The sequence below is a fragment of the Novosphingobium sp. genome (assembly GCF_019748365.1).
Classification (GTDB): Bacteria; Pseudomonadota; Alphaproteobacteria; order Sphingomonadales; family Sphingomonadaceae; genus Novosphingobium.
In genome coordinates this window covers 19,728-46,338 of record NZ_JAIEPN010000179.1, presented here as the reverse complement: position 1 = coordinate 46,338, position 26,611 = coordinate 19,728, and the positions used below count along the sequence as shown (strand labels likewise).

The following is a 26,611-nucleotide window of genomic DNA, read 5'->3' as shown; positions in this document are numbered from 1 at the left end:
CCGCCCCAGCTCGGCATCCACAGCATGACCGAGAAGACCATGCCCAGCGTCTGCGCCCAGTCGGGCAGCGCGGTGTAGTGGAGGTGATGGGGCCCGGCCCAGATGTAGAGGAAGATCAGCGCCCAGAAGTGGATGATCGAAAGCCGGTAGGAATAGACCGGGCGTTCGGCCTGCTTGGGCACGAAGTAGTACATCATCGCGAGGAAGCCGGCGGTAAGGAAGAAGCCCACTGCGTTGTGGCCATACCACCACTGCACCAGCGCGCCCTGCACCCCGCCGAACACGGGATAGCTGCGCGATCCGAAGAAGCTCACCGGAATGTTCGCATTGTTGACGAGGTGGAGCATCGCCACCGTCAGGATGAACGAGAGGTAGAACCAGTTGGCGACGTAGATGTGCGGCTCGGTGCGCTTCAGCAGCGTGGCGACGAAGACCGCAAGATAGGCGACCCAAACCACGGTGAGCCACAAGTCAACGTACCATTCCGGTTCGGCGTACTCCTTGCCCTGGCTGATCCCCATGAGATAGCCGGTGGCCGCAAGCACGATGAAGAGCTGGTATCCCCAGAACACGAATGTCGCGAGACCCGGCAGCGCAAGGCGCGTGCGGCAGGTGCGCTGGACGACGTAGAACGAGGTCGCGATAAGCGCATTGCCGCCGAATGCAAAAATCACGGCGGAAGTGTGCAAGGGCCGCAGCCGCCCGAAATTGATCCATTTCAGCCCCAGATTGAACTCGGGGAAAGCCATCTCAAGCGCGATGTAGAGCCCCGCCAGGAACCCCGCCATGCCCCAGAACACCGTGGCGATCACGCCAAGTCGGATCAGGTCGTCATCATAACGTCCTGTCTCGACAGGGCGAATCGCGGCGACCGGATCCCAGCCCCGCACCGTGACGACAAGACCAATGAGCGCGGCAAGGCCGCAAATCATCATGTGGACGGCAAAGCCGGTGTCGGCCGCCAGCGCGGTGGCTATCACCGCGAAGAACAACGCGCCGAGCCATAGGCCAGTGCGCGGGAGAACGGAGTCCATGGGAAGCACCCTTCCTTATGGTTGCTTGGGCAGATTGCTGGACTGTCCCTGCCCGCGCTTCGCCTGCGCAACATTGACCGGTGTCAATTTGCGGCATGTGTTTCGCGAAGCCTCAGCCTAGGTTTGCCGAAACGGTTATTTTTTCTTGGTTTGATTTGCGCTCGGTCAATGTTGCGACTGCGTTCTGGCAGCATTGCGACAGCGTGCTGCGGCCAAATTGCAGTCCTGCGAGGGGCAGGACATCCGCAGCGTGAAGGAGCCCCAGCTCATGAAGAAACTTTCCGCTGCCGCCATCGCCGCAGCCTTCGCTTCCACCGCTTTCGCCGCGCCTGCCCATGCCGGCTCCACCGAAGGCAAATGGCAGATCAAGGTGCTTGGCTCGGCGGTTCTGCCTGATGGCAAGATCAGCCGTGTCGAGAAGGACCTCATCGGCCTGCCTGCAGGTTCGCAGACCAAGGCGAGCGACAATGGCGTGCCCACGCTGGCTGTCGAGTACTTCTTCAACAAGAACATCTCGGCCGAGACGATCTGCTGCACCAGTGCGCACCACGTGACGGGCGCAGGCGCGCTGGCGGGCGCGGCCATCGTTGACCACGCGATCCTGATCCCGGCGACACTGACGCTCAAATACCACCTGCCGCTCGCGGGCGGCATCAAGCCCTATATCGGTGCGGGCCCCGCGCTCTACCTGTGGCTGGGTGAGCGCCCCGGCGCGGCTGCTGCCTCGCTCGGCGCCGCGCGCGTGCACCTCTCCAACGAAGTCGGTGCCGCGGTGCAGGGCGGCGTGGACATCGCACTCGGCAAGAAGGGCTTCGGACTCAGCCTCGATGCCAAGAAGTACTGGGTCAACACCACCGCCCGGTTCTACACAGCAGGCGGCGTCGAAGCACTGACCACGCGCCACAAGATCAACGCCTGGATCCTGAGCGCCGGCGTTTCCTACCGCTTCTGAAACCCATTGCACCGCCAGCGCGGATGGCCTCCGACCCTCCCCGCGCGGCCGTGCATACCTCCCCCAGCGGAGGGGTGGCGGGTGGCAAGCCTTGCTTGCCACCCGTCGCTTTGTCTGGTTGAGGTGCGCAACGAATGCGGCTGAACGCTTAGCCCGCCAGTGCCTGCAACGCGCTGCGATCAAGGATTTCGACATCGCGCCGCCCGGGCAGCGCGACAACGCCATCGGCCTTGAGCTTGGTGAACTGGCGGCTGACAGTCTCGATGGTCAGACCCAGCAGATCGGCCACCTGCTGGCGCGAGAACGGCAGGGTAAACTGCCGCGCCGGCCCGGTGTGCGCCATGCAGCCGTTGTCGGCGAGGCGCTCGGACATATCGAGCAGGAAAGTCGCGATCTTCTCGGGCGCGCTCTTGCGGCCCAGCAGCATCATCCAGGCGCGGGTGCGATCAAGCTCCGCTAGCGTGCGTTCGAGCAGCTTGTGCTCAAGCTCAGGGTGCTCCCGCGCGAAGCGGTCGAAATCGTTGCGGGCAAACACGCAGACGCGAGCATCGGTCAGCGCGACGACGCTGGCGGCGCTGGTCTGGCCGAACGGGCGGCCGATGAAATCGGAAGGGTAAGCAACGCCCACGATCTGTTCGCGGCCATCGGCGGTGCTGGTCGTCAGCTTGAGCACGCCCTCGATCACGTTGGCGACGAGCAGCGAGTCGTCGTCTTCCCAGATCAGCGGTTCACCGGCGGAAACGGTGCGGCGGCGCCCCATGGCGCTGAGCGCCGTTATCTCGGGGTGTTCGAGACCGGCGCAAATGGCCCTATTGCGGACTATGCATGTATCACAGGCGCTCATCCATTCCGGTTCTACCAGCCGGAAAGGTCTGCGGCAATCGTGCATCCGACCTAGCCCACTAAAAAACATAACGAAAAGTGGGCGGCGAGGGGTGCTCGCCGCCCGAAGTCGGGGAGAAATCGGCGGAAGGGGGAATGACAGCCAGTCCTTCCGCGCCCCATCTTTCTGCCAAGTGCGACGCGGTGAATCCTTGACCGAGATCAATCTGGCGGGCTGCGGAGTGAAAAATCTACCATATGGTAGAAAAAAGCGCAGGTCAGTCGGCCAGCAGCGCCAGATCATGATACTGTCCGCGGAAGAACAGCAGCGGGTTGCCCTCGCCCTCCTTGCCGAGCGCCTCGACCGCGCCGACGACGAGCCAGTGGTCGCCCACTTCGGTCACCCGCTCGATCGTGCAGTCGATCCACGCGATGGCGTTGTCGAGCACCGGCAGCCCTGCGGGGCTCTGTCCGTGCGCCAGCTCCGCAAACTTGTCCTGGCTGCGTGCGGCAAAGCGGCGGCAGAGCGACAGCTGGTCGGCCCCCAGCACATTGACGCAGAACCGCCCCGTTGCCTCGATCCGGGGCCAGGTGCCCGAACGCTTGTCCGGGAAGAAGCCGACGAGCGGAGGATCGAGCGAGATCGACGTAAACGAGCCGACAACAAGGCCATGCCGCTCGCCATCTTCGCCGAGCGCGGTGATCACACAGACCCCCGTCGGGTAGGCGCCGAGCACATCACGGAAGAGGCGGGAGTCGATCATCGCCAATCCGTGTCGCCAAAGCGCAGGCCGGTCAAGCGCCGATTTTCCGCACTGCAGCAAGTATCTGCTCCGCCCACTCGCGGCGGCAGATGAGGAGGTCCGGCAGGTAGGTATCGCGGTTGTTATAGACGAGCGGCGAGCCATCGATGCGCGAGACATGGAGGCCCGCAGCGGCTGCCACAGCCACCGGCGCGCAGTTGTCCCACTCGTATTGCCCGCCCGAATGGAGGTAGATTTCCGCCTCCCCGCGCACGACGGCCATGGCCTTGGCCCCCGCCGAGCCCATCGGCACCAGTTCGCCGCCCAGCACTTTCGCCACTTCAACCGCTTCGTGCGCGGGCCGGGTGCGGCTGACCAGCAGACGCGGCGGTGTGGCGATCGGCGGCAGGGGCTGCGGCATACCGCTATCGAGCACAAGGTCCAGCCCCGGCAGCGCCACCGCGCCCAGCGTGGCCGTGCCATCGACCGCAAGGCCGACATGGACCGCCCAGTCGCTGCGCCCCTCGCCATATTCGCGCGTGCCATCAAGCGGATCGATGATCCAGACGCGGGATTTGGCGAGGCGATCGGGCGTATCCTGCGTCTCTTCGGAAAGGACGCCGTCGTCAGGCCGATGCGCGGCCACTTCGGCCATGAGCCAGGCATTGGCGCGAAGATCGCCCTCAGCACCCAGCGCCTTGCCTTCATGTGTGCCCGCAGCGCGCAGGTCCATCAGGATCCGCGCCGCGCCCGCCGCCAGATGCCGCGCCAGTTCGATATCGTCCATCAACGCCCCTAAGCCCGTCAGATCACCGGCATCCAGTCGCCGATGATCAGCGCCACGATGCGCTCCGCCGCCTCTTCGGGGGTTTCGCGCATCGTGTCCACGCGGATTTCGGGCTTTTCCGGCGCTTCGTAGGGGCTGTCGATCCCGGTGAAGTTCTTGAGCGCGCCGCTCCGGGCCTTCTTGTAGAGCCCCTTCACGTCGCGCCGCTCGGCTTCCTCCAGGGGCGTATCGATGAACACTTCGAAGAATTCGCCTTCGGGCAGCATCGCGCGCACAATCTCGCGCTCGGCGCGGAACGGGCTGATGAAGGCGGTCAACACGATCAGGCCGGCATCGGTCATCAGCTTGGCCACCTCGCCCACGCGGCGGATGTTCTCGATGCGGTCGGCCTCGGTAAAGCCAAGATCTTTGTTGAGCCCGTGGCGCACGTTGTCGCCATCCAGCAGGAACGTGTGCTTGCCGAGCGCATGGAGCTTCTTCTCCACGAGGTTGGCGATGGTTGACTTGCCCGAACCCGAGAGGCCGGTGAACCACAGCACCGCCGGGCTCTGGCCCTTGAGCCGCGCATGAGCCTCGCGCGTCACATCAAGCGCCTGCCAATGCACGTTCTGCGCCCGCCGCAGGCTGAAATTGAGCATGCCCGCCGCGACGGTGGCGTTGCTGATCTTGTCGATCAGGATGAACCCGCCGAGCGTGCGGCTGTCCGCATAGGGCTCGAACACGATGGCGCGGTCGGTCGTGATCTCGGCGAGGCCGATGGCGTTGAGTTCAAGCGTCTTGGCGGCAAGGCGCTCCATCGTATTGACATTGATGGTGCATTTGGGCTGCGAGACCGTCACCGAAACGGTCTGGCTGGCAAGCTTCAGCCAATAGGCGCGGCCCGGCACCAGCGGCTCGTCGGCCATCCACACGAGGCTGGCCTCGAACTGGTCGGCCACTTGCGGCGGCGCGTCGGCGGCTGCGAGGACATCGCCGCGCGAACAGTCGATCTCGTCGGCAAGGCAAAGCGTGACCGACTGGCCCGCGACGGCTTCCTCCAAATCGCCATCAAGCGTGACAATGCGCGTCACCACGCTCGTCTTGCCCGAAGGCAGCACGCGCACGGCATCCCCCTTCCGGACGGTGCCGTTGGAAATCAGGCCCGAAAAGCCGCGAAAATCAAGGTTCGGACGATTCACCCACTGGACCGGCATGCGAAACTCGCCCGCCGCTTCGGCCGCGGTGTTCACTTCGACCGATTCCAGATGGCCCATCAGCGTCGGGCCGGAATACCACGGCGTGTTCTCGCTCGGCGCCGTGATGTTGTCGCCCTTGAAACCCGAGATCGGCATCGCGGTGAACTGCTCGATCCCGATGCTGGCGGCAAACGCGGCATAGTCGGCCACGATCGCATCGTACTTCGCCTGATCATAGCCGATCAGGTCCATCTTGTTCACCGCGAGCACGATGTGACGAATGCCGATCAGGTGCGCAAGGTAGCTGTGCCGCCGCGTCTGCGTCAGCACGCCCTTGCGCGCGTCGATCAGGATCACCGCGAGATCCGCGGTGCTCGCGCCGGTCACCATGTTGCGCGTGTATTGCTCGTGCCCCGGGCAGTCCGCCACGATGAACTTGCGCTTTTCGGTGCTGAAGAAGCGGTAGGCGACGTCGATGGTGATGCCCTGCTCGCGCTCTGCCGCAAGGCCATCGACCAGCAGCGCGAAATCGATCTCCTGCCCCTGCGTGCCGACCTTTTTGCTGTCGTTCTCGAGCGCTGCGAGCTGATCCTCGAAGATCATCTTCGAATCATAGAGCAACCGCCCGATCAGCGTCGATTTTCCATCGTCAACGCTGCCGCATGTGATGAAGCGCAGCATCGATTTGTGCTGGTGCAGGTTGAGGTAGGCCTCGATGTCCTCGGCAATCAGGGCCTCGGTGATATAGACGGGGTCGGTCATTCTCTTGATCCTCGTCGCCCCGGGCTTGACCCGGGGCTAAGCTTTTCTTTTGCTCCGGAGGCAGCCTAGCCCCGGATCAAGTCCGGGGCCCGCCCTTCGGAACGCTGCGCATTAAGTGGCTGGTCAAAAGTACCCCTGCTGCTTCTTGACTTCCATGCCCGCGCCGCCGGCATCCTTGTCGATCACGCGGCCCTGCCGTTCGCTGGTGGTGGTCAGCAGCGTTTCCTGGATCACTTCGTTGAGCGTGGTCGCATTGCTCTCCACTGCCCCGGTCAGCGGGAAGCAGCCCAAGGTGCGGAAGCGGATCGAACGCTCTGTTATTTCAGGACGATAGCCGAGCACCTTCTCGAGCCGTGGCAAGTCGTCGGCCATGAACAGCCCCCCTTCCCACTCGAAGGTCGGCCGCTTTGCCGCAAAGTAGAGCGGCACGATCGGCACATCGTTGAGGCGGATGTATTGCCAGATGTCGAGCTCGGTCCAGTTCGAGATCGGGAACACGCGGATGCTCTCGCCCTTGTTCTTGCGCGCGTTGTAGATGTTCCACAGCTCGGGCCGCTGGTTCTTGGGGTCCCAGCCGTGCGAAGCGGTGCGGAAGCTGAAGATGCGCTCCTTGGCGCGGCTCTTCTCCTCATCACGCCGCGCGCCGCCGAAGGCTGCGTCGAAGCCCCACTTGTCGAGCGCCTGCTTCAGCCCCTCGGTCTTCCACATGTCCGTATGGAGCGGGCCGTGGTCGAACGGATTGATCCCGCGCTCGGCCGCTTCGGGGTTCTGATGGACGAGCAGCTCCATGCCGCTCTCCTTCGCCATCCGCTCGCGCAGTTCGTACATCGCCTTGAATTTCCACGTGGTGTCCACGTGGAGCAGCGGAAACGGCGGCGGGCTCGGGTAGAAGGCCTTGCGCGCAAGGTGCAGCATCACCGCGCTGTCCTTGCCCACCGAATAGAGCATGACCGGGTTGGTCGCCTCGGCCACCACCTCGCGCATGATGTGGATCGCCTCGGCCTCGAGGCGCTGGATGTGGGTCAGCGTGGACTTGGAAACGGGATCAGACATCGTGGTTCCGGCCATTGGAAAGGTCTCAGTGCCACATGGCCTCTTGCCCGGCGCCCTAAATCTCCCATATGGGAGCACAGCGCCATGGCATTCCTTTCGACCGATCAACGCGAGCTTTACCTCCCCCTGATGGAGGGTCTGCTGGAAGACCCGCCGTGGCAGCGCTTCCTCGGCAATCTGCTCCAGCGCACCGGCGCGCGCCGCGCCGCGTTGGCGCTCGCACCGCCAGGATCGCCTGCTCCCACGCTCACCGTCCGCGCCGATGCCGCGCGCGCCGCAAGCGACCCGCCGCTCGATCTGGCCCGCCTCGCCGCGCTCGGCCTGTTCCCGGGCACCGTGATGCGGACGGGGCGCGTCTATACGCTCGGCGAAATGCTCGATTTCGATGCGCAGGCGACCCTTGCCGCGCAGCGCGCCGCGCTTGGCGCGATGCGTATCAACCACGCCCGCGCCGTTCGTGTCGGCAATCCGGGCGGCGGCGAGGCCTGGCTGCTCCTGACCCGCGAACGCGAAGACCTCGGCGCGGCGGACAGCGCGCTCCTCGCCGCGCTCGCCCCGCATATCGCCGCTGCGCTCAGCGTCCGCGCCGCCCTGGGCCGAGCCGAAATGCGCGCGGCCATGGCCGAGACCACGCTTGCCGCGCTGGGCATCGGCGAGATCGCGATGACGGCCAGCGGGCAAGTGCTCGCCGCAGACCCGGAAGCCGAGCGCCAGCTGGCGTTTGCCGCGGAACCGGGACCGCTGCGCCGCCTGCAACTCCTGCCCGAAACCGCCCGCGCGCTGGAAACCGCCTGCGCAGCCCTTGCCGGTGCGCCGCCCGAGGCGCGACGCCTCGTCCCACTCGGCGCGCGCCATCTGCTGCTGCGCCCCACGCCCTCCGGCGCGGGTGCCGCAGCCATCGGCCTCGTCCGCACTGCGCCGCCGGCCCTGCCCGCCGATGCGGCCAAAGTCCTTGCTGCGAGCCACGGCCTCTCCCCGCGCGAGGCCGCGCTTGCCATCGGCCTCGCGCAAGGGGAGACGATCCTCGCAGCCGGCGCCCGCCTCGGCCTCACGCCCGAAACCGCGCGCAACTATTCAAAGCGGCTCTACGCCAAGACCGGCACCAGCGGGCAGGCCCAGCTTGTCGCGCTGGTGCTCGGCAGCCTTGCCCCGCTCGCCTGACCTATTCGAAAAAGGCCACACCGCGCACTTCGATGCTTTCGCGCACTTTGGCATCGGGGAAGCTGGTATCGTGGAAAGCCGTGTGCGGGCAGCGCCAGGTGACGGAATGGTCGCTGTCCTGAAACTTGAACAGCAGCACGTCATCCTTTGCCATATTGGAGAAGTACCACCAGCGATGCTTCGGCGAACAGCGGAAGATCGTCGCCGCGATCATCTGGTCCTCGCCCTCGACCGGCGCGGTCAGCGCATCACCAGTCGGAAACTCATCGACCACGAACAGCGTGTTGGAGGCCGTTTCCGCGTCGGACACCGTTCGCCCGTCGCACACCGCCAGCGGCCAGTCTTGCGGACCGGGCGAGAAGGTGCGCCAGAGCGAAAAGCAGATGTAGCGCTTGTAGCCGGGTCCATCGGGAAAGGCCTGGGCATAGACCCGCGCCGCCGCGCGCTTGCCGGTCAGTTCGTTGTAATCGACATGCGCCTCGCCCGCCGGGGGCTGGATCCCGCCCGAATGGACGTAGCCCTCCACCTTTTCCTGCGCGCGGCTTGAAAGATCGCCCGACGTGCGGATCATCCAACCTTGCGTCGAAACCTTGTCCGCCCCCGTCAACCGCGCGACGAGCGCTTCGACTTCGCGTTGATAGCTGGCGTCAACCGCCGCCTTGTCGTGGAAATCGGCAATCGCCGTCTCATGCTTGGCGATTCTGAAGCCATGCACATCAAGGCTGAAATGGTCGCGCAGCGGCATCCCGTCGCGCACCACCACGGGATAATCGCGGTAATCGCCGGTGTTCATTTCCGCGCCCTGGCTGACATAGCGCCGGGTGACGAACTCGCCTTCATCGAGATAGCGGATCAGCGCCGGGGCGGCCCTCGCGGTGTCTTCGATGTCGTTCAGCGCAGCGGTTGCCATCGCCCTCTCCGATTATAGTTAGTCCCACGAACTATATCGGCTGCGGCTCCGCTGTCCACCCTGCGCGCGGCGCGGTTTCGGGAATGCGCCAGAGCACCGGCAGGATGACCAGAGCCACCACCGCGATCATCGCGCCGGGCACGGCGGGCCAGCCCGTGCCTTCGAGCAGCATCTGCGCGACCAGCGGCGTGACCCCGCCGAACAGCGCGGTTGCACTCGTCACGCCCAGCGCCAGGCCGGAAAGCCGCGCCTCGCCGGAAAACTGCTCCGCCGTCGCCACCGCGCCCACCGCGCTCCACGCGCCGCCCAGCGCCGCAAGCAGCACCGCGCCCACCAGCGCCGGCCAGACCCCGCCATGCGCCATCAGCGAAAACAGCGTGATCGGCCCCGCCGCGCAGGCGAGCGCGATGCCGATCAAGACCGGCCGCCGCCCGACATGGTCCGAAAGCGCGCCGACCAGCGGTGTGACCGCAATCACCACGAAGGCCGCCACAGTCGAAAGCGCGAGGCCCGCGCCTTCGCCCACCGCGCCGACCGAGGCAAGGAAGGCGGGCACATAGGTGATCCCCACGTAGTAGCTGATCGAGCCCAGCGCCGAGATCGCAAAGCCGCGGATGATCCCGGCGCGCTGGTGCGTGATGGCGTGGCGCAGCGGGTTTTCCGGCACGGTGCCCGCCGCGCGCTGGCGCTCGAACTCGGGCGATTCGTCCATGTTCGCGCGCGCCAGCAGAACACCGCCCGCCAGAGCCGCGCCGACAAAGAACGGAATGCGCCAACCCCAGGCGTCGAGCGTTTCCACCGGCATCGCCCAGCTTGTCACGGCGGCAACACCCACCGCCAGCAGCGCACCGATCTCGCTCGCCGCCGAAGCGCAACTGGTGATGAGGCCGCGCCGGTGCGGACCCGCGCCTTCGATCAGATAGGCGACCACGCCGGTATATTCGCCGCCCACCGCGAAGGCCATCACGCAGCGCAGCGCCAGCAGCAGGAACCCTGCCGCCGGGCCGATCTGCGCATGCGTGGGCAGCAGCGCACAGCCCAGCATCGCCGCAGTCATTACCGCCATCGAAAGCAGCATGGCGCGCCGCCGCCCGTGCCGGTCGCCATAGTGGCCCATCGCGAGCGCGCCCAGCGGCCGCATCAGGTAGGAAACGGCAAAGCCCGCCAGCACGACTGCCAGCGAGCCTTCTCCCCCGCCAAAGATCACGCGCGACAGAATCGTCGCAACGTAGATGTAGAGCGTGAAATCGTACCACTCGACGACCGTCGAGAAGCCCGCAATCAGCATCGAGCGGTGTGATATGGTCTGATGGGCGGGGGCCATCACGCCATCATGCCGCAACGCCCCCGCCTTGCAACTGGTTTCAGCCGACCCCTTCGGTCACCATCACGCGGTAGCTCGCGCCCTTCAGGCGGTGCACCTTGGCATCCTGATAGGCCGGGCTGTTGTACCAGGCCTTCGCCGCGTCGATATCGGGGAACTCGATGATGACGAGGCCCTCGGCAGCCGGGCCTTCCCACGTTTCATTGGGACCATAGAATGCCAGCGGCTTCAGCGGATGTCCGGCGATCGAAGCGCCCGCTTTGGCGTTGTACTGATCCAGTTCCGCCTGATCGTTCACGCCATCCTTGATGAAAACAACATAGGCCGTCATTCGGGCATTCCTCTCGTTTTGGGTCTTTGTCAGTCTTGGGTCACAGGTCTGCTTCGCGCAAGGGCTTCAGGTGGCGGACCACCCCGCATCGATCACCAGGCTCGATCCCGTCACCACCCGCGCCGCCTCGCTCGCCAGATAGAGCACCGAGGCCGCAGTCTGCTCGGGCGTGATCGGCTCCTTCACATGTGCGACGCTGAGGTACTGCGCATAGACTTCCTCCTGCGTCAGCCCGGCATGCGCGGCGATTTCGCTGGCCGTGTGTTCAACCATCTTGGTCGGCAGGAATCCGGGGCACACGGCGTTGACGGTGATGCCGTAGGCCCCGAGTTCGGCCGCCATGGTCTTGGTCATCCCGATCATGCCGTGCTTTGTCGCGCTGTAGTGGCCAAAGCCGGGCGTGCCGATCGTGCCAGCGACCGAGGCGATGTTGATGATCCGCCCGCCCTCGCCGCCCGCGATCATCGCCGGAACCACCGCGCGGCTCATCCGCCAGCTGCCGGTGAGATTGACCGCGATGGTCGTCTCGAAGGTCTCGTCATCCAGCAGGTGCATCGGCTTGTTGCCGGTGAGGATGCCCGCGTTGTTGACGAGAATGTCGATCCGCCCGAACTGGTCCAGCACGCGGCCGATGAAAGCGTCGATTTCGTCCTGCCGGCGGATATCGCAGGCCGCATGGAAGCCGCGCACGCCCTTCGCCGCAATCTCGTCCGCCACGGCATCGAGCGCGCCGCCAAGGGGATAGCCCACGCTCGCCATGGCCGGTTCGCCCACATCGCAGATCGCAACGTCTGCGCCAGCACCGGCCAGCGCCAGCGCCATCGCGCGGCCCTGCCCTCGTGCGGCACCCGTCACGATCGCCACCTTGCCAGAAAGCTCGCCCATGCCCGTCTCCTTTGTCAGGACGCGCAGCATGCCCGCTCGCTTGTCGGCTCTCATCAGGCGAAAGTGATAGGTTTGGCTCAGGTCACCGCCGCTCGCACGGCCCGGAAGCCGAGGACGCGGTTGCCCTCGCCGATCGGTCCTGCGCATGATCATGTCGATGATCCGCATCGGCCCGCTGAGCCGGCGGCGCGCAGGACTGATCGCGATCTTCAGTACATCATCATCGCGACACCGGCGATCGCGCCGCCAATGGCGACGGTCGCCATCGCAACGAGGCCAATGCCGGTGCCGATGAGCGCGGCGAGGCCCGACTTGTCGGCGGTCTGGGTAAGATTGTGCATGATCGTTCTCCTGAGCAGTGGCGACCGCACCGTTGCGGCCGATACCTCAGGTTCGCCGTCCGGCTGGCGAGGGTTACTGGCCCATTCACCCCAAAATGGAATGTAATTATCTGTAATACTTCAAGAAATAGATGGAAATTCCTCACAGGCATAGATACTATAGCCAGTGGCGGAGCGGGCAACAACAGACACGCAGGGGAAGTTCCCTTGCGATGGCTAAGTGTCTGGAGAGAAACATGGAAATCGGCTGGAAACTCGCCGTGCCTCTGCGCCATTCGGCTAATGAAATTGAGTCGCAGGAAGAGCCGTTCCCATGGGAATCAGCCATGGCCGCAAGCCTCGCGGGAGACCACGCGGCCTATCGCCTGTTGCTGCAGGAGGCTGCCCGCTGGCTCGACAGACATTACACCAGCTACCTGGTGCCTGCGATGGTCGAGGAAGCCGTTCGGGAAGCGCTGCTGGCCATCCATACCCGTCGGCATACCTTTGCCCCCGGGCGTCCGTTAATGCCCTGGCTCACCGCCATCGCGCACTATACGGTCATGCGCAATGAAGCGCTGGCGCAGGGCCGCGTCGAAATGCGAACCGTCCGCACGGCGATCCTCCACGCCTTCTGAGCCAAAAGCCGGCCGCAACCTGCGCTGCGACCGGCATGCTTAGACGTGTTGACTGCTTTATGCGGCAACTGCCTCAAGCCGGCGCGACAGTTCGGTCCCGCGCGCCAGCATGAAGGTTTCCAGCCGCTGCGGATAATCCGCCGCGACAGCGCTCGCCACCACCGGATCGGCCGCGAGCCGCGCGCGCCATGCCGCGACTTTCGGCAAGTCGTCCATCAGGCGCAGATCGAGCCGCCGCTCGAACAGATCGAGATAACGGAACAGCGGCCCGAATGCGGCATCGACCAATGTGAACCGGTCGCCCCAGAACCAGACATCGCCAACCACCGCTTCGACTTGCCGGAGCCTTGCGGAAATGGCCGAAGTCTTGGCATCGAACGCTTCATACGTCGGCGCCGCATAAAGCCCGGCAATCTCCGCCAGCGTACCCGATGCGAACTCGATCCATGCACGCTGCGCCGCCCGGTCCACCGGATCGGCGGCCAGCATCTCGCCCCCGCCGATGTCGTTGAGGAACTCGGCAATCGGCGCGCTTTCGAACAGCACGTGCTCACTGCCCCCCGCGCGCGTCACTTGCAGCAGCGGCACCTTGCCGGTCGGCGAGATGGCCAGAAACCAGTCCGGCTTGGCGGAAAGATCGATATTGATGCGCTCGTAGGGAATACCGAGCTTGCCCGCGGTGATCACCGCGCGTTGGACGTATGGGCACAGGTGATGGCTGACCAGGCGCAATTGCTGGAACATGATGGATCCTCGCTTGTAAGGCCGATGAAACGGCAATTCGTACCGCGCCATCAACAGGTTACATCAGAGGATCGACGCTGGCTAGCGCCCAAGTCCGGCGCCGCCGTCGACAAACAGCGTCTGCCCCGTCACAAAGCCTGCGCCGGGCGAGAGGAAGAACGCGATGGCCTCGGCGATCTCTTCTGGCTGGCCGAGCCGGCCAACGGGGATCTGCGCAAGATAACGTGCCTCGCCCTCGCCGCCGGCGGGATTGTTGGTACGGAAAAGCTCGGTCGCGGTCGGCCCGGGCGCGACGGCATTGGCGGTGACGCCATGCGCGGCTTCCTCGATCGCGATCGTGCGGACAAGGCTTTCGAGCGCCGCCTTGGCCGCCGCATAGCCGGTGCGCCAGGGATTGCCGCGCGTCACCATACTCGTCACGTGGACGATGCGTCCATGCCGCGCGGCCCGCATGCCCGGCAGCGCTGCTTGCGCAAGCGCCAATGCCGGGCGCACGTTCGCCGCCATCAGCGCGTCAAAGTCGTTCCAATCGGCATCGATCACGGCTTCGTGGCGCGCCATGCCGAAATTGCTGACAAGGCCCGTCAGCGCGGGCCCCGCCGCGATTCGCTCGGCGAGCGCAGCCAGCGCGTCGCCATCCAGCAGATCGGCTTCGATGAACACCCCGGGAAAGTCCTCCGGCGCGCGCCGCGCGACACCGATCACATCCCAGCCGCGTGCGGCCAGCACCTGGGCCGTGGCAAGTCCGATCCCGCGCGAGGCGCCGGTAATCAGGACGCGTGGCGGTGAACTCTCGGTCATGGCCCGGTCTCCTGTCAGTTCGCGCTCAGTGCGCGGCGGCCCTGCATCACGATATCGACGGCAACGGCGAGCATCGCGCTCGTCATGCTGGAACTGCCGGCATAGGCGACGGCGGCAAGGCCAAGCTCATCAGCCATGAACTGGCGGGTGCGGTGAAGAAGCTCGCGCATCGGCCTTACTCCGCTGCCATCCGGGCGCGCGCCACGGCGATGCCGTCCAGCGCGCAGAGCACCGCGTGCGGCTCCAGCCGGTTGCGATAGTCCGTATCGACAAAGGCCATCCGCACGATCCCGCAGTCCGAGATCACGAATGTTGCGGGCACCGGTAGAACCCAGGACGTGCCGCCATTGCGATCCGGCAGGGCGTGGCCGAAGCGGGTATAGATCGGGCGCAATTCCTCGGCGAGGTCGAAGGCAATGCCCCACTCACGCGCGACGCGGCTGCCGGTGTCGCTGAGTACCGGGAAAGCGAGCTCGTTCTTATCGGCCGTCGAAAGGCTTTCGTCGGGCAGTTCCGGCGAAATGGCCACCAATGTCGCGCCGCGCCCGGTGATCTCGGGCAGCACCGCCTGGAGCGCGCGCAGCTCGAGGTTGCAGTAAGGGCACCAGCCGCCGCGGTAGAAACTCACCACAACCGGCCCATGGCGGAGCAGCTTGGAAAGCGTCACGGTCTCGCCATGCGCGCCCTTCAGCGTGAAATCGGGAGCTTCAGCGCCGGCGGCGAGCGCTCTGGCGGCAATTCCGGATGCCGCCAGCTCATTGTCCGCGCGCGCCATGGCGGCCGCAATCTCGGGCGGGATCTTGCCGGTGAACTCGAGCCGGAACTGGTCGAGCGCGGACTTGAGCGTCTTGGTCATGGCCGTAGTCCTTTGAAAAAAGAAGGACGACAAGGCTTGGGCCCAAAGGGGACTGGAAGCCGGCCTTGTCGTCCGAGTGTGAGGGCGCCAGGGAGGGGGATGGGGTTGAGGCGCCCGCAGGGAGAGGGTGAAGCTGCGATCAGGCGGTGACGGAAGCCGGGCGCTTGGTGCGGCCGAGCGGATCGTGCCAGCGCAGAGCGGGGTCTTCCATGAAGCTTTCCAGCGGCGTGTGCGTCAGGTGGTTGGTGTAATTCGACATCACCTTCGCGGCGATGATCGTCACCACTTCCAGCACCTGGGCCTTGGTGAAGCCCGCCGCGATGAAGGCCGCCACCGCGCCGTCACCGGCAAAGCCGCGCATTTCGGCAACGATCTCGGCAAAGCTGCGCAGCGCTTCGAGGCGGCTGTCCTGGATCGGCTGCTGGTCGCGGATGGCGTGGATCACGTCCTCGGGCACGCCAGCCTGGCGCGAGAGGAAGGTGTGGCCGGCGGTGCAGTATTCGCAGCCATGAAACACGTTGATCGCCTGATAGACGACCTGCTGCTCGGCCGGGGTCAGCGTGGCCTTCTTAGCAACAAGGTTGAACACGGTGTCGTAAGCTTCGAGCGCAAGCGGGCTTTCCGCCATGGTGCCCTGCAGCTTGGGGATGAAGCCCCAGCCCTGCTTGACGCTGGCCAGCAGCGGCTTCGAAGCTTCGGGAGCGGTCTCGATCGTGTGGACGGTGTAGGTGGTCATCGGTTGTCTCCGCAGGTCTTGGTTGAAGCGCCGCGTCTGGCGTTGAAGAGACAATGACCAATTCCTGCGCTTGGCAGAAGGAGCCCGGTTCTGATAGCATCTGTTCCAAGGAGGAATGAATGCATGGACCGACTGGTTGCGATGAAACAGTTTGCCACGGTGGTCGAAACCGGCAGTTTTTCGGCCGCTGCGCGCAGGCTCAACATGGGCCAGCCGGCAGTCTCAAAGGCCATTGCCAACCTTGAGGAATACCTCGGCGTCCGCCTCCTCACCCGCACCACCCGCGCCCAGCACCTTACCGAGGCGGGCCAGCGCTACTACGAGCGCGCGCGCGTTGTCCTCGACGAGGCTGACGAGGCGGAGTCCGCTGCTCGCGAAGCGGCAACCTCGCTCGCCGGCCGCCTGCGCATCGCCGCGCCGCCGACCTATGCCGCGCTCCACATGCTGCCGCGCCTTTCCGAATTTCTCGATACGCACCCCGATCTCACCATCGACCTCATCCTCGATGACCGGTGGGTCGATCTGATCGAGCAAGGCGTCGATATTGCCATCCGGCTTGGCAGACCGGCCGACAGCAGCCTCATCGCCCGCCGCCTCGGCAGCTCGCAGCGTCTGCTGGTCGCCTCAAGCGCCTATCTTGATCGCATGGGGGCGCCCAAGACCCCCGAAGACCTGCTCGCCCACCGCGTGATCGCCTACAGTCAGTTCGAGGGGCCGACAGCCTGGTCGTTCACGCGCGGCACGGCCGCAGTCTCCGTTGCGATCCAGCCTACCTTGCGCGTCAGCGCTGCCGAGGGCATGCGCTCCTGCATTCTGACCGGGCTCGGCATCGGCATGGGTTCGCGGCTGATGTTCACGCCGGAGCTGGCCGCCGGCACGGTGCGTCCCGTCCTCACCGAATGGAGCCTCCCCACGATCGATGTCTGGGCCATGTTCCCCTCTGGCCGCAAATCCAGCCGGCGGGCACGCGCCTTCGTCGACTGGCTGGAAGGGATCGTTGGCGGCGACGGCGAACTGGAACCCACCGCCTGAGCCGCACCTCACTTACAATTGACTCAACTTGTAAGTTGCGAGAGGGTGTGGGCATGACCAGCACAACCGCTCCGCGCCGCCTGTTCATTTCCGCCGACATGGAAGGCATCGCCGGTGTCGCCAGTGTCAGCCAGCTGCTCCCCGGCCAGTTCGAGTATGAAACCGCGCGGACGTGGATGACCGCCGAAGTCGCCGCCGCCGCGCGCGCCGCGCTCGAAAATGGCTATGGCGAAGTGATCATCGCCGATGGCCATGGCAATGCACAGAACCTCCTGCCCGATCGCCTCCCCGCCGGCACCCGCCTGATCCGCTCGTGGCCGCGCCCGCTGGGGCAGATGGAAGGCGCGGACTGGCCGGGGGTCGATGCCGTGATGTTCATCGGCTTCCACAGCGGCGCGCGCAGCGGCGCGGGCACGCTGGCGCACACCTTCCACGGCGGCATGTTCAACGATGTGCGCGTGAACGGCCAAAGCTGCTCCGAAGCGCTCCTGCTTGCCGCCTTTGCCGGGGAAATCGGCGTGCCGGTCATCCTCGTCACCGGCGACGATGCGATTTGCGGCGAGGCTGCGGGCTACCTCCCCGATGCCGAAACCTGCGCGGTGAAGCAGTTCATCGCCTGGCGCTCGGTCGCCACCGTCACCCCGGCCGAAGGCGCCGCGATGGTGGGCGAAGCAGCGCTGCGCGCGATCACCCGCGCCCCGCGCACATTGTTCACACTGCCCGCGCCCTACCGGCTCGAGATCGAATTCGTCCACCCGGTCACGGCGGAGCTGACGGGGCTTCTCCCCGGCTGGGCGCAAACCGGCCAGAACACCGCCGCCGCCGAGTTCGCGACCATGCGCGAGCTGCTGGTGATGACCGGCTTCCTCGGCAGCTACCCCAAGGGCGAATGAGCCTTGAGGGGTTCGGTGTGGCGCAGCAGCCATGCCCGTGCCTCACCGTCCAACCGGGGTGCGAGAGCGGCGCGGACCTTGGCGTGATAGTCATCCAGCCACGCAATCTCGCGTTCGTCGAGTAGCGTGAGATCCAGGCAGCGCCGGTCGAACGGACATAGCGTCAGAGTCTCGAACCGGGCGAACGGCCCGAAGCCCAAGTCACCATCGGCCACGACGACTGCGATGTTTTCATGGCGCACGCCCCATTGACCTTCGCGGTACACGCCGGGCTCGATCGCGCTTACCACACCGGGCAGGTATTCCATGCCCAGCTCCACGGAGCGTCCACTCAGCAATGTCGGCAATTCATGGACACCTAAGTGCCAGCCCACACCATGGCCGGTGCCGTGAAAGTAGTTCAGTCCGGCGGCCCATAGCGGCGCCCGCGCGATGGCGTCGATCATCGGCCCGGGAATGCCGGCAGGAAACCGCGCACGGCTCATCGCGATCAGCCCGCGCATCGCAGCGCTGCCATCGCGCCGCATCGCCGCACCGGGCGTGCCGATAGCCCAGACGCGGCAGACATCGGTTGTTCCGCGTTCGTACTGTCCCCCGGAATCGATCAGCAGCAATCCATCGCCCACGATCGGCAAAGCGGTATCGCGTGCAACGCTGTAGTGGGGAAGCGCGGCATTGGCATTAAACCCGGCACTGGTGTGGAAGCTGAGGCCGCGAAAGAGCGGCGAACGCGCCCGCTCAGCGGTGAGTGCCTCGTGCACCTGCCATTCGGTCCAGGGTTCTCCTCGCGCGCGGCTGGCCTCGAACGCAGCCTGGAAGCGGCAGAGCGCGAGTCCGTCTTCGATCATGGTTTCGCGGAAACCGTCAATTTCACCCGCCGTCTTGATCCGCTTGAACAGTGCGGCCGGATTTATGGCCTCGATCACCCGGCATGCTGCGGGCACGGCTGTGCGGAAGCCATGTGTTACCCGCCGGGGATCAAGCAGCAGCACGGCGTCTGCCGGCAAGGCTGCCAGAGCCGGCAAGGCCGCATCATAGGCGGCCAGTTGCACGCGGGCCCCGGCCAGCACGGCCTGAGCCGAACCATCGAAGCCGCGCGGAAGGGCAAACAGGATCGAATCGTCAGGCCCCACCAGCAGGTGCGCGGCAAACATCGGATTGTGCGCGATATCGCGGCCGCGCAAATTGGTGAGCCAAGCAATGTCATCGAGCGCGCTTACAAAGTGATGAGTTGCGCCGGCGCTGGCCATGGCCTCGCGCAGGCGGGCGAACTTTTCGCGGGCAGAGACGAGCGCCTCGGCCGGCTCGTGCAGCCAGGCTGGCTCTGACGGTACGGCGGGCCGATCCACCCAGGTTCCGCTGAACAGATCGATATCGGTGCGCAAGGCCATCCCCGCTTCGGCAAGCTTCGCCTTCAGCGCACGCTGTTCGCCAACGGCCAGCACCATGCCGTCGGTCAGCACTGTTCCTCCAGCCGGCACGTGACGCACCAGCCACCCCAGATGCGGTGCGGGATCGGCAGGACCGACAAGGTGCACTTCAAAGGGCGTTCCCGCCATCGCGGCCTCGGCCAGAGCGAGATAGCGGCTGTCGACGAACAGCGCGGCCCGGTCTGCCGTGATCGCCACGGTCCCTGCGCTGCCGGGAAAGCCCGACAGCCATTCCCGTGCCCCCCATCGCGCCGGCAGATACTCTGACATATGCGGATCGGCGTTATAGACAACCAGCGCATCACCGCCCGCTGCGGCCAGCGCGGCCCGCGCGGCGTCAAGCCGCTTCTCAGTCATCGGCATTCGCCAGCACCGGAAGGCATAGCGCCGCGCGGTGCTCGCCGCCATGGTGCAGCGTCTGGTGCGCGATGTGGTTCTCGGTCTGGTCGGCAATCGGCCCGGCGCCATGCGGATTGGGATCAAGCAGCGGGAAGTTGCCGCCCACGATCAGCAGGCCCAGATTGCCCCCAGCGGGGATTTCGTGCGCTGTGTGGCTGAGGGTGAAGCTGATCGGCACCACCACGCCGGGGGTGAGCATCACCTCGCGGTCAAACCCCTCGCGGTAGCGCAGGCGCAGCTGCCCGAAGGCGAGGAAGTTCCAGTTCCCGTCCGCCGCTACCTCGACAAGATAGGCAATAACATCGGCATCAGGCACGTCCGCGCTCACGTCGAGCTCCAGCCGCGCCTCGCCCATGATCGTCAGTGGCGCGGCGAGCGGGCCGGTCTGATAGACCAGCACATCGTGGTGCCGCGCCAGTTCGCGCAAATCGATGCGGTGGTGCGGGCCCTTGAGGCCGGGCAGCGGGAAGATGATCGGCCAGTCCGGATCATCGACAAAGCTGTCTACCACCGCCGCCCCGCCCGGCGCCGCATCGAGCAGCCGCCCATCGCCGCGCAGCGAATTGGCATGGCCGGTGCTGGAAAGGTGCAGCACCCGCTCGCTGGCGCCGGGTAGCGGAAACCGATCGCCCTCAACCCAGCGGTTCGCGCCGGTGATGAAGTGCTTCACCCGTGCCTCGGGCACCGCGCCTTGCGCCGCATCATCGAGAAGGAAGTGCTTGAAGAAGGCGATCCGCAAAGCCACGAGATCAAGCTCGCTCTCCGGCCCCAGATCGAACGGGCCATGCTGGCGCCCGCCGCCGTTGTAGGCGCCGTTGTGATCCCATGGCCCGATCAGCAGCCAGCGCCGGTCAGGCGAGGTCGGCCCCGCCTCCAGCGCGCGCCACAGGTTCATCGTGCCCACGCTCGGATCGAAATTGCCCGAGACCACCAGCGTCGGCACCGTGATCTTCGCATAGTCCTCGACGCTGAAGCTGCGCGCAGCCCACCAGTCGTCGAATGTCGGGTGATCGAGCGAATCCATGTAATGCTGCTTGAGGTCGCCCTTCAGCCCTGCCCCCGCCGCGCGCACCGGGCGCGAGAGCCAGGAGGCCAGCAACCCGGGATCGGTCATGAACCCGTGCATGGCAAAGGCCCCTGCCTTGGGTTCCAGCATCGAGGGGAAGTCCAGCGCCTCGCACCACACCAGCGTGTGCATGCGGGAAAACACGCCGCCCACGTAGGGAGGCTCGAGGAAGAAATCGGTGCTGACGACAGCAGGCGCCATGCATCGCAAGTGCGGCGGCTGGGCAATGGCGGTGGTCAGCTGCGTCATCCCCGCATAGCTGTGGCCATCGAGCCCGACCGCGCCGGTGCACCAGTCCTGCGCGGCGATCCATTCGACCGCATCGTAGCCGTCGTCGCGCTCATGCGGGGCCATGAAGCTGAAGTGCCCGCCGCTGGCCCCGATCCCGCGGATCTGCTGCATCACCACGGCAAGACCGCTTTCGAGATACCGCACCATCGGCGCTTCGTTCACGCCATTGACCGCGCGGCTATAGGGCGTGCGGATCAGGATCGCGGGCGCAGGGCCGCCGCTTGCGGGGAGCCACACGCAGGTATCGAGCGTCACCCCATCGCGCATCGGCACATCAAATCGCAAGTGAGGCGCCGGAAGCCCCGCGTGGTTCATATCCATCATCGCAACTGCCTTTCGCGTGTCAACCGAGCAGATATCCCACTGCTTGCAGCCGGGTGTAGGAAAGCATGCCGAGGGCGCCGCCGTCGATGCCGAAGCCCGACATGCGGCACGGCTCGCCGCTGAGGCTGCGCACACCGGGATCGGAGGGCCGCGTCGTCGCGTGGGCAAAGACGAACCCGGCATCGAGTTCGCGTGTCACGCGGTGCGCCAATGCGATATCGCGCGTCCACACCGTGGCGGAGAGGCCGTAGCGCGTGGCATTGGCGATGCGGATCGCATCCTCCGGGCCGGAGAAGCGCAGCACAGCGCCCACGGGCCCGAAGATTTCCTCCTGCGCCATGCGGCAATCGGGGTCCTTCACCACGAACAGGTGCGGCGCCACCGCCGTATCAAGCCCGGTCGCGTCCTGCCCTGTCGCCACGCAGCGTCCGGCATCGCAGCCGCTCTCGATGAAGCCGCGCACTTTGTCCGCCTGTGCCGTGGTGGCCAGCGGCGCCAGCGCAGTATCCTCCGCCATCGGATCGCCGATGGCAAGGCGCTCAACCTCTGCCGCCAGATAGGGCAACACTCGGTCATAGACGCTGTCCGCCAGCAGAATGCGCGATCCGCTGACGCAGATCTGACCCGAGTTGGCGACGAAACCGCCGACCAGCGCAGCCGCCAGCCCTTCGGGATCGCCCATGTCGTCAAACACGATCTGCGGCGATTTGCCCCCGCATTCCAGCAGCAGTGCCTTCATGTTCGATTGCCCGGCATACTGCATCAGCACCTGCCCCGTCGCGGTCGAGCCGACGAACGTGAGGCAATCGACATCCTTGTGCAGGGCGAGCAGCCGCCCGGTGTGCCGGCCGGTGCCGGGGAGCGCGTTGAACACGCCGTCGGGCACGCCCGCTTCCGCCGCGAGGTCGGCCAGCCGCAGGCAGGCGAGCGGTGCGATCTCGGACGGCTTGAGCACCACCGAATTGCCCATCGCCAGCGCCGCGCCGACTTTGGCGAGCGCGATCTGCACCGGATAGTTCCAGGCAGTGATCGCCGCCACCACGCCGCGCGGCCGCCGCGCCTGCATGAACAGCGCCCCCGGCGCGCTCGGCACGATCTGGTCGCCCAGCGTTTCAATCTGCGCGGCGGCGACTTCCAGCCCCTCCGCCGCTTCGCGCACCCCGGCGATGGCCTGCGCGGCGGGCTTGCCCATCTGCAGCGTATCGAGCAGCCCCAGCGTTTCCGCATCCTCGACGATCCGCGCGGCAAAGCGCTGCAGGATCTTCGCCCGCGCCGAAGGCGCAAGGCTGCGCCAGCGTCCATCGGCAAAAGCTGCCCGGGCCGATGCCACCGCCTCGTCCACTTCGCGCGCGCCAGAGTCGGGCAGCGATGCCAGATGCGCATCGGTCGCGGGATTGATCACATCGAAGCGCGCATCGCTTTCAGCCGCGCGCCGCTTGCCCCCGATGAACGCGCGGCCATCAAGCTCCAGCCGCGCCGCGCGCTGCGCCAGCGTGTCGCCAACGGGGATTTCCGCCGCTTTCGGCGCCCTCTCTGCCATGGTCGATCTGCCCGGATTGCCTTACTGTCCAAACATGCTAAGTTGAACTTACAAGTAGGTCAACTTGGAAGTGGAGGCGATTGGATGGCAAGCACTGCGACGACGGAGAGCTTCGTGTCCGCCCCCGCCGAGCCGCCCGCCCGCGCCGGTTTTGCCGCCTGGTTCGTGCTGACAGCGCTCTCGCTGATCAGCCTCGTTTCCTTTGCCGATCGCTATGTCCTCCTGCTGGTAAACGAGCAGGTGCGGCAAGCCTTCCACCTCTCCGACGTTCAGATCGGCCTGCTTCAGGGCACCGGCACCGCCGTGTGCGGCGCGCTGGCGAGCTATCCGCTCGGCTGGATGAGTGGCCGGTTCGACAACCGCTACGTGCTGGCGGGTTGCATCGCCGCGTGGAGCCTTGCCGTGGCGCTCTCCGGCCTTGCGCCCAGCTTCGAGGCCATTCTCATCTTCAGCGGCCTTGTCGCGGCGGGCGAGGCCGGGCTTTCGCCGGTCGCCTACAGCGCGATCCCGCGCCTGTTCAGCGGCACACAGCGGCAAATCGCCAATTCGATCTTCGTCGCGACTGCCATCGGCGGCGGCGCGCTGGCCATCGCGCTCGCGGGCGTGCTGGTGGACATGACGCCGAAGCTGCAGCCGCATCTGCCCGCAGCCCTGGCGCAGATGGAACCCTGGCGCGTCAGCTTCCTCCTCGCCGCAGCGGCTGGCCCGGCCATGGTCGCGCTTGCACTCGTGCTGCCGATACCGCGCGCCGCGAGGGCCGCCCCTGAGGCCATTGCAACTGCACCCGCTGGCCCGGCGTTCGGCAGCTACCTCTGGCGCCATCGCGGCCAGCTCTTCCCGCTGGTTGTCGGCTCCGCGCTGGCGGGCCTTGCCTTCGGCGCGGTCGGTCCGTGGATCGCGATTGCCGCCGGGCGCCTGTTCCACGCCGCCCCTAGCGCGGTCGGCGTCGGCATGGGCACCGCGCAAATCGGCTCGGCTTTTTCGGCCTTTCTGGTCAGCCTTGCCGTCACGCGCCTTGCCCTGCCGCGCTTCGGCGCGGTCGCCCCGGCCATGGTGCTCGCCTTCACCTCGATCGGCATGCTGGCGTGCTGCCTCGCGCTGCCGCTGATCCACAGCGCCATGGGGCTCTACGTGTTCTTCGGCGCGTTCGGACTGTTCCTCTCGCTCGGCGCGATGTTCCAGCCGACTGTCTACCAGACACTCGTTCCCATCTCGCTGATCGGGCGCATGGTCGCAGTGCAGTTCATCGTAACGATGATCTGCGCCGCCGTCTCGGGCCCGCTGGTGGGCGCGGCGTCCGATGCACTCGCGGCAGACGGCTCGCGCCTGATCACCGCAATGACGGTCGTGGCGATCCCGATCCTGATCCTGGCCGCCCTCACGCTGCAAATGGTGCGCGGTGCGGGGTTCGAGGCAGCAAAAGCCGAAGCCGCCGCGCACAACGCAGGCCTTGCCCCGACGTCCTAACGGGATTGTTTCCAGATCATTTCCAGCGCATGATCGAAGTTAGGGGTGAGGAACTCCCGAGCGGCGCGGTTTGCCGGCAGCCCCTCACCCCAACCCTCCCCGGTGCGGGAAGGAAACCCGTCAGCCCCAGAGCGCGGGCTTGTGCGGCGCAGCCACGACGCCGTTCACATAAGCGTAGCCCTCGGGCACATCCTCTGAATGCAGCATCGGGCCGTCGAGATCGACGAAGGCGCAGCGCTGCGCGAGTACCATTGCGGGCGCCATCGAGAGCGAGGAGCCCAGCATGCAGCCCACCATCAGCCCCAGCCCGCGCGCCTCGGCCGCATCGGCCAGCCGCAGTGCGGACGTCAGCCCGCCCGCCTTGTCGAGCTTGATATTGACGAGCTGGAAACGCCCCACGACCTTGTCGAGATCGGCGATCCCGTCGACCAGTTCATCGGCGCAAAGCGGGATCGGCGAAGTCCAGCCATCGAGGCCCGCCTCGGCGCCCACCGGGATCGGCTGTTCGAGCAGCGACACACCCAGCGGTACAAGCGCAGGTGCAAAGGCCTTCAGTTCCTCCACGCTCCACGCCTGATTGGCATCGACGATCAGACGCGGATCGGGCGCCCCGCGGCGCACGGCTGCAATGGCACTGACCGGATCGTCTGCCGCCACTTTCACCTTGAGCAGCGGATAGGCCGCATACTTGCGCGCCGCCGCTTCGTAGGCCGCCAGATCGCGCATGCCGATGGTGTAGGCAGAACGGATGGCGCCCGGCGTCAGGCCATTGCGGGCATAGGGATCGCCCTCGCCCGCCTTGGCCTCCAGATCCCACAGCGCGGCATCGAGCGCCATGCGCGCCCCGCCACCGGGCAGCAGATCGAGCAGTGCCTCGCGCGTCACCCCAGCCTCGATCACCGGGCGCACCGCCTCGATATCGGCCATCATCGTCGCGGGCGTCTCGCCCTTGTAGGGAATGCCGCAAGCCTCGCCGCGCCCTTTCACGCCATCCTCGCGGGTCAGCGTGACATGGATCGTCGGCTGCTCGAACATCGAGCCGCGCGCGATCGTCAGCACTTCCTTCACCGGCCAATGGCGCGGCTCCATCGCAATCGTCAGGCCCATGCGAGCATCCGTTCCAGAATGGGTTCGACCCCGAAGCGCAGCGGATCGGTGGTCGGCAGCCCCGTCTCGCCCGCGATTCCGACGCACAAGGCCCGGGCTTCGTCTTCGGCGAAGGCCGAGGTATTGAGGCTCACGCCCACGAATGTCGCGGCCGGATTGGTCAGCCGGGCAATATCGAGATAGCGCGGGATCGCGACGTTCAGCGGAACGATGGGAAAGTCCGGAAAGTCGCTGATGCAGGGCCGCCCGGGTTCGTGGCACAGCACCAGCGCATCGGGCTGGCTGCCGTTGATGAGGCCCACCGTCACCGCCGCATAGGCGGGGTGGAACAGCGATCCCTGCCCCTCGATCACATCCCAATGGTTCGCCGCCGCATCGGGCGAAAGACATTCCGCCGCGCCCGCGAGAAAGTCCGAAACCACGGCATCAAGCGCAACGCCGCCGCCCGCGATCATGATCCCGGTCTGCCCTGTCGCGCGGAAATCCGCCGCCACACCGCGCGCCTTGAGTCCCCTCGCAATCGCGAGCGCCGCATACTTCTTTCCAATCGCGCAATCCGTGCCGACCGTCAGCAGACGCCTGCCGCTGCGCTTGCGCCCGCTGGCGACCGGGAAAGACAGGCCGCTGTGCCGCACATTGTGCAGCGTCCGCCCCAGCTCGGCCGCCTTCGCGGCAATCTCTGGCACCGAGTCCAGCCGGGTGTGCAGCCCGCTGACGAGGTCGAGCCCTGCCTCCAGCGCCTCGATCATGCAGGGCACCCAATGCGCCGGCAGCTTGCCGCCAACCGGCGCAACACCGATCAACAGCGACTTCGCACCTGCGGCCGCGGCTTCGGCGGGCTTCATGTCCGGCAAGCCAATGTTGTGCGCATTCTCGCCCAGCCGCCACTGCGCGGTGCAGGCCTCGGGTGCCCATTGATAGACCCCGCCCCCGGTCTTCGCGGCGACCGCACTTTGCGCATCGCCCACGAAGATCAGGTAGGGCCTTGGCAGCCGGACCTGCGGCACGCCAGCCATGACCGTGGTCAT

General features: G+C 66.2%; 27 protein-coding genes. 6 read left to right on the top strand and 21 right to left on the bottom strand.

All coding sequences use genetic code 11. From position 1 onward, the window contains the following. The coding region (locus K5Q19_RS19480) for a cbb3-type cytochrome c oxidase subunit I (RefSeq protein WP_292948611.1) at nucleotides 1-1,034 on the bottom strand (1,034 nt) is incomplete at its 3' end. A 268-nt stretch (nucleotides 1,035-1,302) separates the two neighbouring features. Here K5Q19_RS19480 and K5Q19_RS19475 point away from each other — a divergent pair. Beyond that, entirely contained in the window at nucleotides 1,303-1,986 is a 684-nt protein-coding gene (locus K5Q19_RS19475; protein ID WP_292948609.1) for an OmpW family outer membrane protein, read from the top strand. Nucleotides 1,987-2,134: 148 nt separating this feature from the next. Here the strand turns inward: K5Q19_RS19475 and K5Q19_RS19470 are convergent, their stop codons facing one another. The 5 genes from K5Q19_RS19470 to cysD all read right to left on the bottom strand — a co-directional run bounded on the left by K5Q19_RS19470 (nucleotide 2,135) and on the right by cysD (nucleotide 7,343). Further along, on the bottom strand, nucleotides 2,135-2,830 hold the full coding sequence (locus K5Q19_RS19470; RefSeq protein WP_292948607.1) for a Crp/Fnr family transcriptional regulator: 696 nt from the start codon (nucleotides 2,828-2,830) through the stop codon (nucleotides 2,135-2,137). Between the two features lie 256 nt (nucleotides 2,831-3,086). Then, nucleotides 3,087-3,572, bottom strand: coding sequence for a flavin reductase family protein (locus tag K5Q19_RS19465; RefSeq protein WP_292948605.1), 486 nt, complete (start codon nucleotides 3,570-3,572; stop codon nucleotides 3,087-3,089). A gap of 31 nt (nucleotides 3,573-3,603) precedes the next feature. Then, nucleotides 3,604-4,338, bottom strand: a complete 735-nt coding sequence (locus K5Q19_RS19460; protein ID WP_292948603.1) for a 3'(2'),5'-bisphosphate nucleotidase CysQ — start codon at nucleotides 4,336-4,338, stop codon at nucleotides 3,604-3,606. A gap of 17 nt (nucleotides 4,339-4,355) precedes the next feature. Continuing rightward, the gene (gene cysN, locus K5Q19_RS19455; RefSeq protein ID WP_292948601.1) at nucleotides 4,356-6,275 is read right to left on the bottom strand and encodes a sulfate adenylyltransferase subunit CysN; all 1,920 of its coding nucleotides are present in this window, start codon (nucleotides 6,273-6,275) and stop codon (nucleotides 4,356-4,358) included. Nucleotides 6,276-6,398: 123 nt separating this feature from the next. Then, entirely contained in the window at nucleotides 6,399-7,343 is a 945-nt protein-coding gene (cysD, locus tag K5Q19_RS19450; protein WP_292948599.1) for a sulfate adenylyltransferase subunit CysD, read from the bottom strand. Between the two features lie 69 nt (nucleotides 7,344-7,412). On the opposite strand from cysD, the gene K5Q19_RS19445 reads away from it, so the two are divergent. Further along, complete coding sequence (locus K5Q19_RS19445) at nucleotides 7,413-8,489, top strand: LuxR family transcriptional regulator (protein ID WP_292948597.1); 1,077 nt, start codon at nucleotides 7,413-7,415, stop codon at nucleotides 8,487-8,489. A 1-nt stretch (nucleotide 8,490) separates the two neighbouring features. Here the strand turns inward: K5Q19_RS19445 and K5Q19_RS19440 are convergent, their stop codons facing one another. The 5 genes from K5Q19_RS19440 to K5Q19_RS19420 all read right to left on the bottom strand — a co-directional run bounded on the left by K5Q19_RS19440 (nucleotide 8,491) and on the right by K5Q19_RS19420 (nucleotide 12,280). Beyond that, nucleotides 8,491-9,399 (bottom strand): CmcJ/NvfI family oxidoreductase, encoded by a 909-nt coding sequence (locus tag K5Q19_RS19440; protein ID WP_292948595.1) that lies wholly within the window; start codon nucleotides 9,397-9,399, stop codon nucleotides 8,491-8,493. Between the two features lie 31 nt (nucleotides 9,400-9,430). Continuing rightward, a complete protein-coding gene (locus K5Q19_RS19435) occupies nucleotides 9,431-10,723 on the bottom strand; it encodes an MFS transporter (protein ID WP_292948594.1) in 1,293 nt (430 codons plus the stop codon). A 40-nt stretch (nucleotides 10,724-10,763) separates the two neighbouring features. Further along, nucleotides 10,764-11,054, bottom strand: coding sequence for a DUF1330 domain-containing protein (locus K5Q19_RS19430; RefSeq protein WP_292948592.1), 291 nt, complete (start codon nucleotides 11,052-11,054; stop codon nucleotides 10,764-10,766). A gap of 66 nt (nucleotides 11,055-11,120) precedes the next feature. Beyond that, the gene (locus K5Q19_RS19425; protein WP_292948590.1) at nucleotides 11,121-11,939 is read right to left on the bottom strand and encodes an SDR family NAD(P)-dependent oxidoreductase; all 819 of its coding nucleotides are present in this window, start codon (nucleotides 11,937-11,939) and stop codon (nucleotides 11,121-11,123) included. Between the two features lie 209 nt (nucleotides 11,940-12,148). Then, nucleotides 12,149-12,280: a hypothetical protein gene (locus K5Q19_RS19420; RefSeq protein WP_292948588.1), complete on the bottom strand. Its 132-nt coding sequence runs from the start codon at nucleotides 12,278-12,280 to the stop codon at nucleotides 12,149-12,151. Nucleotides 12,281-12,516: 236 nt separating this feature from the next. Here K5Q19_RS19420 and K5Q19_RS19415 point away from each other — a divergent pair, with 236 nt between their 5' ends. Then, nucleotides 12,517-12,897: a hypothetical protein gene (locus tag K5Q19_RS19415; protein WP_292948586.1), complete on the top strand. Its 381-nt coding sequence runs from the start codon at nucleotides 12,517-12,519 to the stop codon at nucleotides 12,895-12,897. A 57-nt stretch (nucleotides 12,898-12,954) separates the two neighbouring features. On the opposite strand, the gene K5Q19_RS19410 is transcribed toward K5Q19_RS19415, so the two are convergent. The 5 genes from K5Q19_RS19410 to K5Q19_RS19390 form a co-directional block, all read right to left on the bottom strand. Further along, the gene (locus K5Q19_RS19410) at nucleotides 12,955-13,641 is read right to left on the bottom strand and encodes a glutathione S-transferase family protein (RefSeq protein WP_292948583.1); all 687 of its coding nucleotides are present in this window, start codon (nucleotides 13,639-13,641) and stop codon (nucleotides 12,955-12,957) included. Between the two features lie 81 nt (nucleotides 13,642-13,722). Beyond that, the gene (locus tag K5Q19_RS19405; protein ID WP_292948581.1) at nucleotides 13,723-14,442 is read right to left on the bottom strand and encodes an SDR family oxidoreductase; all 720 of its coding nucleotides are present in this window, start codon (nucleotides 14,440-14,442) and stop codon (nucleotides 13,723-13,725) included. A gap of 14 nt (nucleotides 14,443-14,456) precedes the next feature. Beyond that, entirely contained in the window at nucleotides 14,457-14,612 is a 156-nt protein-coding gene (locus tag K5Q19_RS19400; RefSeq protein ID WP_292948580.1) for a hypothetical protein, read from the bottom strand. 5 nt (nucleotides 14,613-14,617) lie between these two features. Continuing rightward, the gene (locus tag K5Q19_RS19395) at nucleotides 14,618-15,298 is read right to left on the bottom strand and encodes a peroxiredoxin-like family protein (protein ID WP_292948578.1); all 681 of its coding nucleotides are present in this window, start codon (nucleotides 15,296-15,298) and stop codon (nucleotides 14,618-14,620) included. A gap of 139 nt (nucleotides 15,299-15,437) precedes the next feature. Then, the gene (locus tag K5Q19_RS19390) at nucleotides 15,438-16,034 is read right to left on the bottom strand and encodes a carboxymuconolactone decarboxylase family protein (protein WP_292948576.1); all 597 of its coding nucleotides are present in this window, start codon (nucleotides 16,032-16,034) and stop codon (nucleotides 15,438-15,440) included. Between the two features lie 123 nt (nucleotides 16,035-16,157). On the opposite strand from K5Q19_RS19390, the gene K5Q19_RS19385 reads away from it, so the two are divergent. Continuing rightward, complete coding sequence (locus tag K5Q19_RS19385) at nucleotides 16,158-17,066, top strand: LysR family transcriptional regulator (protein ID WP_292948574.1); 909 nt, start codon at nucleotides 16,158-16,160, stop codon at nucleotides 17,064-17,066. A gap of 53 nt (nucleotides 17,067-17,119) precedes the next feature. Then, the gene (locus K5Q19_RS19380) at nucleotides 17,120-17,959 is read left to right on the top strand and encodes a M55 family metallopeptidase (RefSeq protein WP_292948572.1); all 840 of its coding nucleotides are present in this window, start codon (nucleotides 17,120-17,122) and stop codon (nucleotides 17,957-17,959) included. On the opposite strand, the gene K5Q19_RS19375 is transcribed toward K5Q19_RS19380, so the two are convergent. The 3 genes from K5Q19_RS19375 to K5Q19_RS19365 are packed head-to-tail and all read right to left on the bottom strand — an operon-like array spanning nucleotide 17,941 to nucleotide 23,009. Continuing rightward, nucleotides 17,941-19,746 (bottom strand): aminopeptidase P family protein, encoded by a 1,806-nt coding sequence (locus K5Q19_RS19375; RefSeq protein WP_292948570.1) that lies wholly within the window; start codon nucleotides 19,744-19,746, stop codon nucleotides 17,941-17,943. The two genes, K5Q19_RS19380 and K5Q19_RS19375, sit on opposite strands and share 19 nt — an antisense overlap. Then, nucleotides 19,739-21,469, bottom strand: coding sequence for a CocE/NonD family hydrolase (locus K5Q19_RS19370; protein WP_292948569.1), 1,731 nt, complete (start codon nucleotides 21,467-21,469; stop codon nucleotides 19,739-19,741). The genes K5Q19_RS19375 and K5Q19_RS19370 overlap by 8 nt, the downstream gene beginning before the upstream one ends. A 19-nt stretch (nucleotides 21,470-21,488) precedes the next feature. Next, complete coding sequence (locus tag K5Q19_RS19365) at nucleotides 21,489-23,009, bottom strand: aldehyde dehydrogenase family protein (RefSeq protein WP_292948567.1); 1,521 nt, start codon at nucleotides 23,007-23,009, stop codon at nucleotides 21,489-21,491. An 84-nt stretch (nucleotides 23,010-23,093) separates the two neighbouring features. Between K5Q19_RS19365 and K5Q19_RS19360 the strand changes: the two genes are divergently transcribed. Continuing rightward, the gene (locus K5Q19_RS19360) at nucleotides 23,094-24,476 is read left to right on the top strand and encodes an MFS transporter (protein WP_292948565.1); all 1,383 of its coding nucleotides are present in this window, start codon (nucleotides 23,094-23,096) and stop codon (nucleotides 24,474-24,476) included. 120 nt (nucleotides 24,477-24,596) lie between these two features. Here K5Q19_RS19360 and K5Q19_RS19355 read toward each other — a convergent pair whose 3' ends face one another. Together K5Q19_RS19355 and K5Q19_RS19350 are read right to left on the bottom strand one after the other, a co-directional pair. Continuing rightward, a complete protein-coding gene (locus tag K5Q19_RS19355) occupies nucleotides 24,597-25,583 on the bottom strand; it encodes a dipeptide epimerase (protein WP_292948563.1) in 987 nt (328 codons plus the stop codon). Then, nucleotides 25,574-26,611 carry a DUF1611 domain-containing protein gene (locus K5Q19_RS19350; protein ID WP_292948561.1) on the bottom strand — a complete coding sequence of 346 codons (1,038 nt, stop codon included), beginning with the start codon at nucleotides 26,609-26,611 and terminating at the stop codon, nucleotides 25,574-25,576. Before K5Q19_RS19350 ends, K5Q19_RS19355 begins: the two co-directional genes overlap by 10 nt.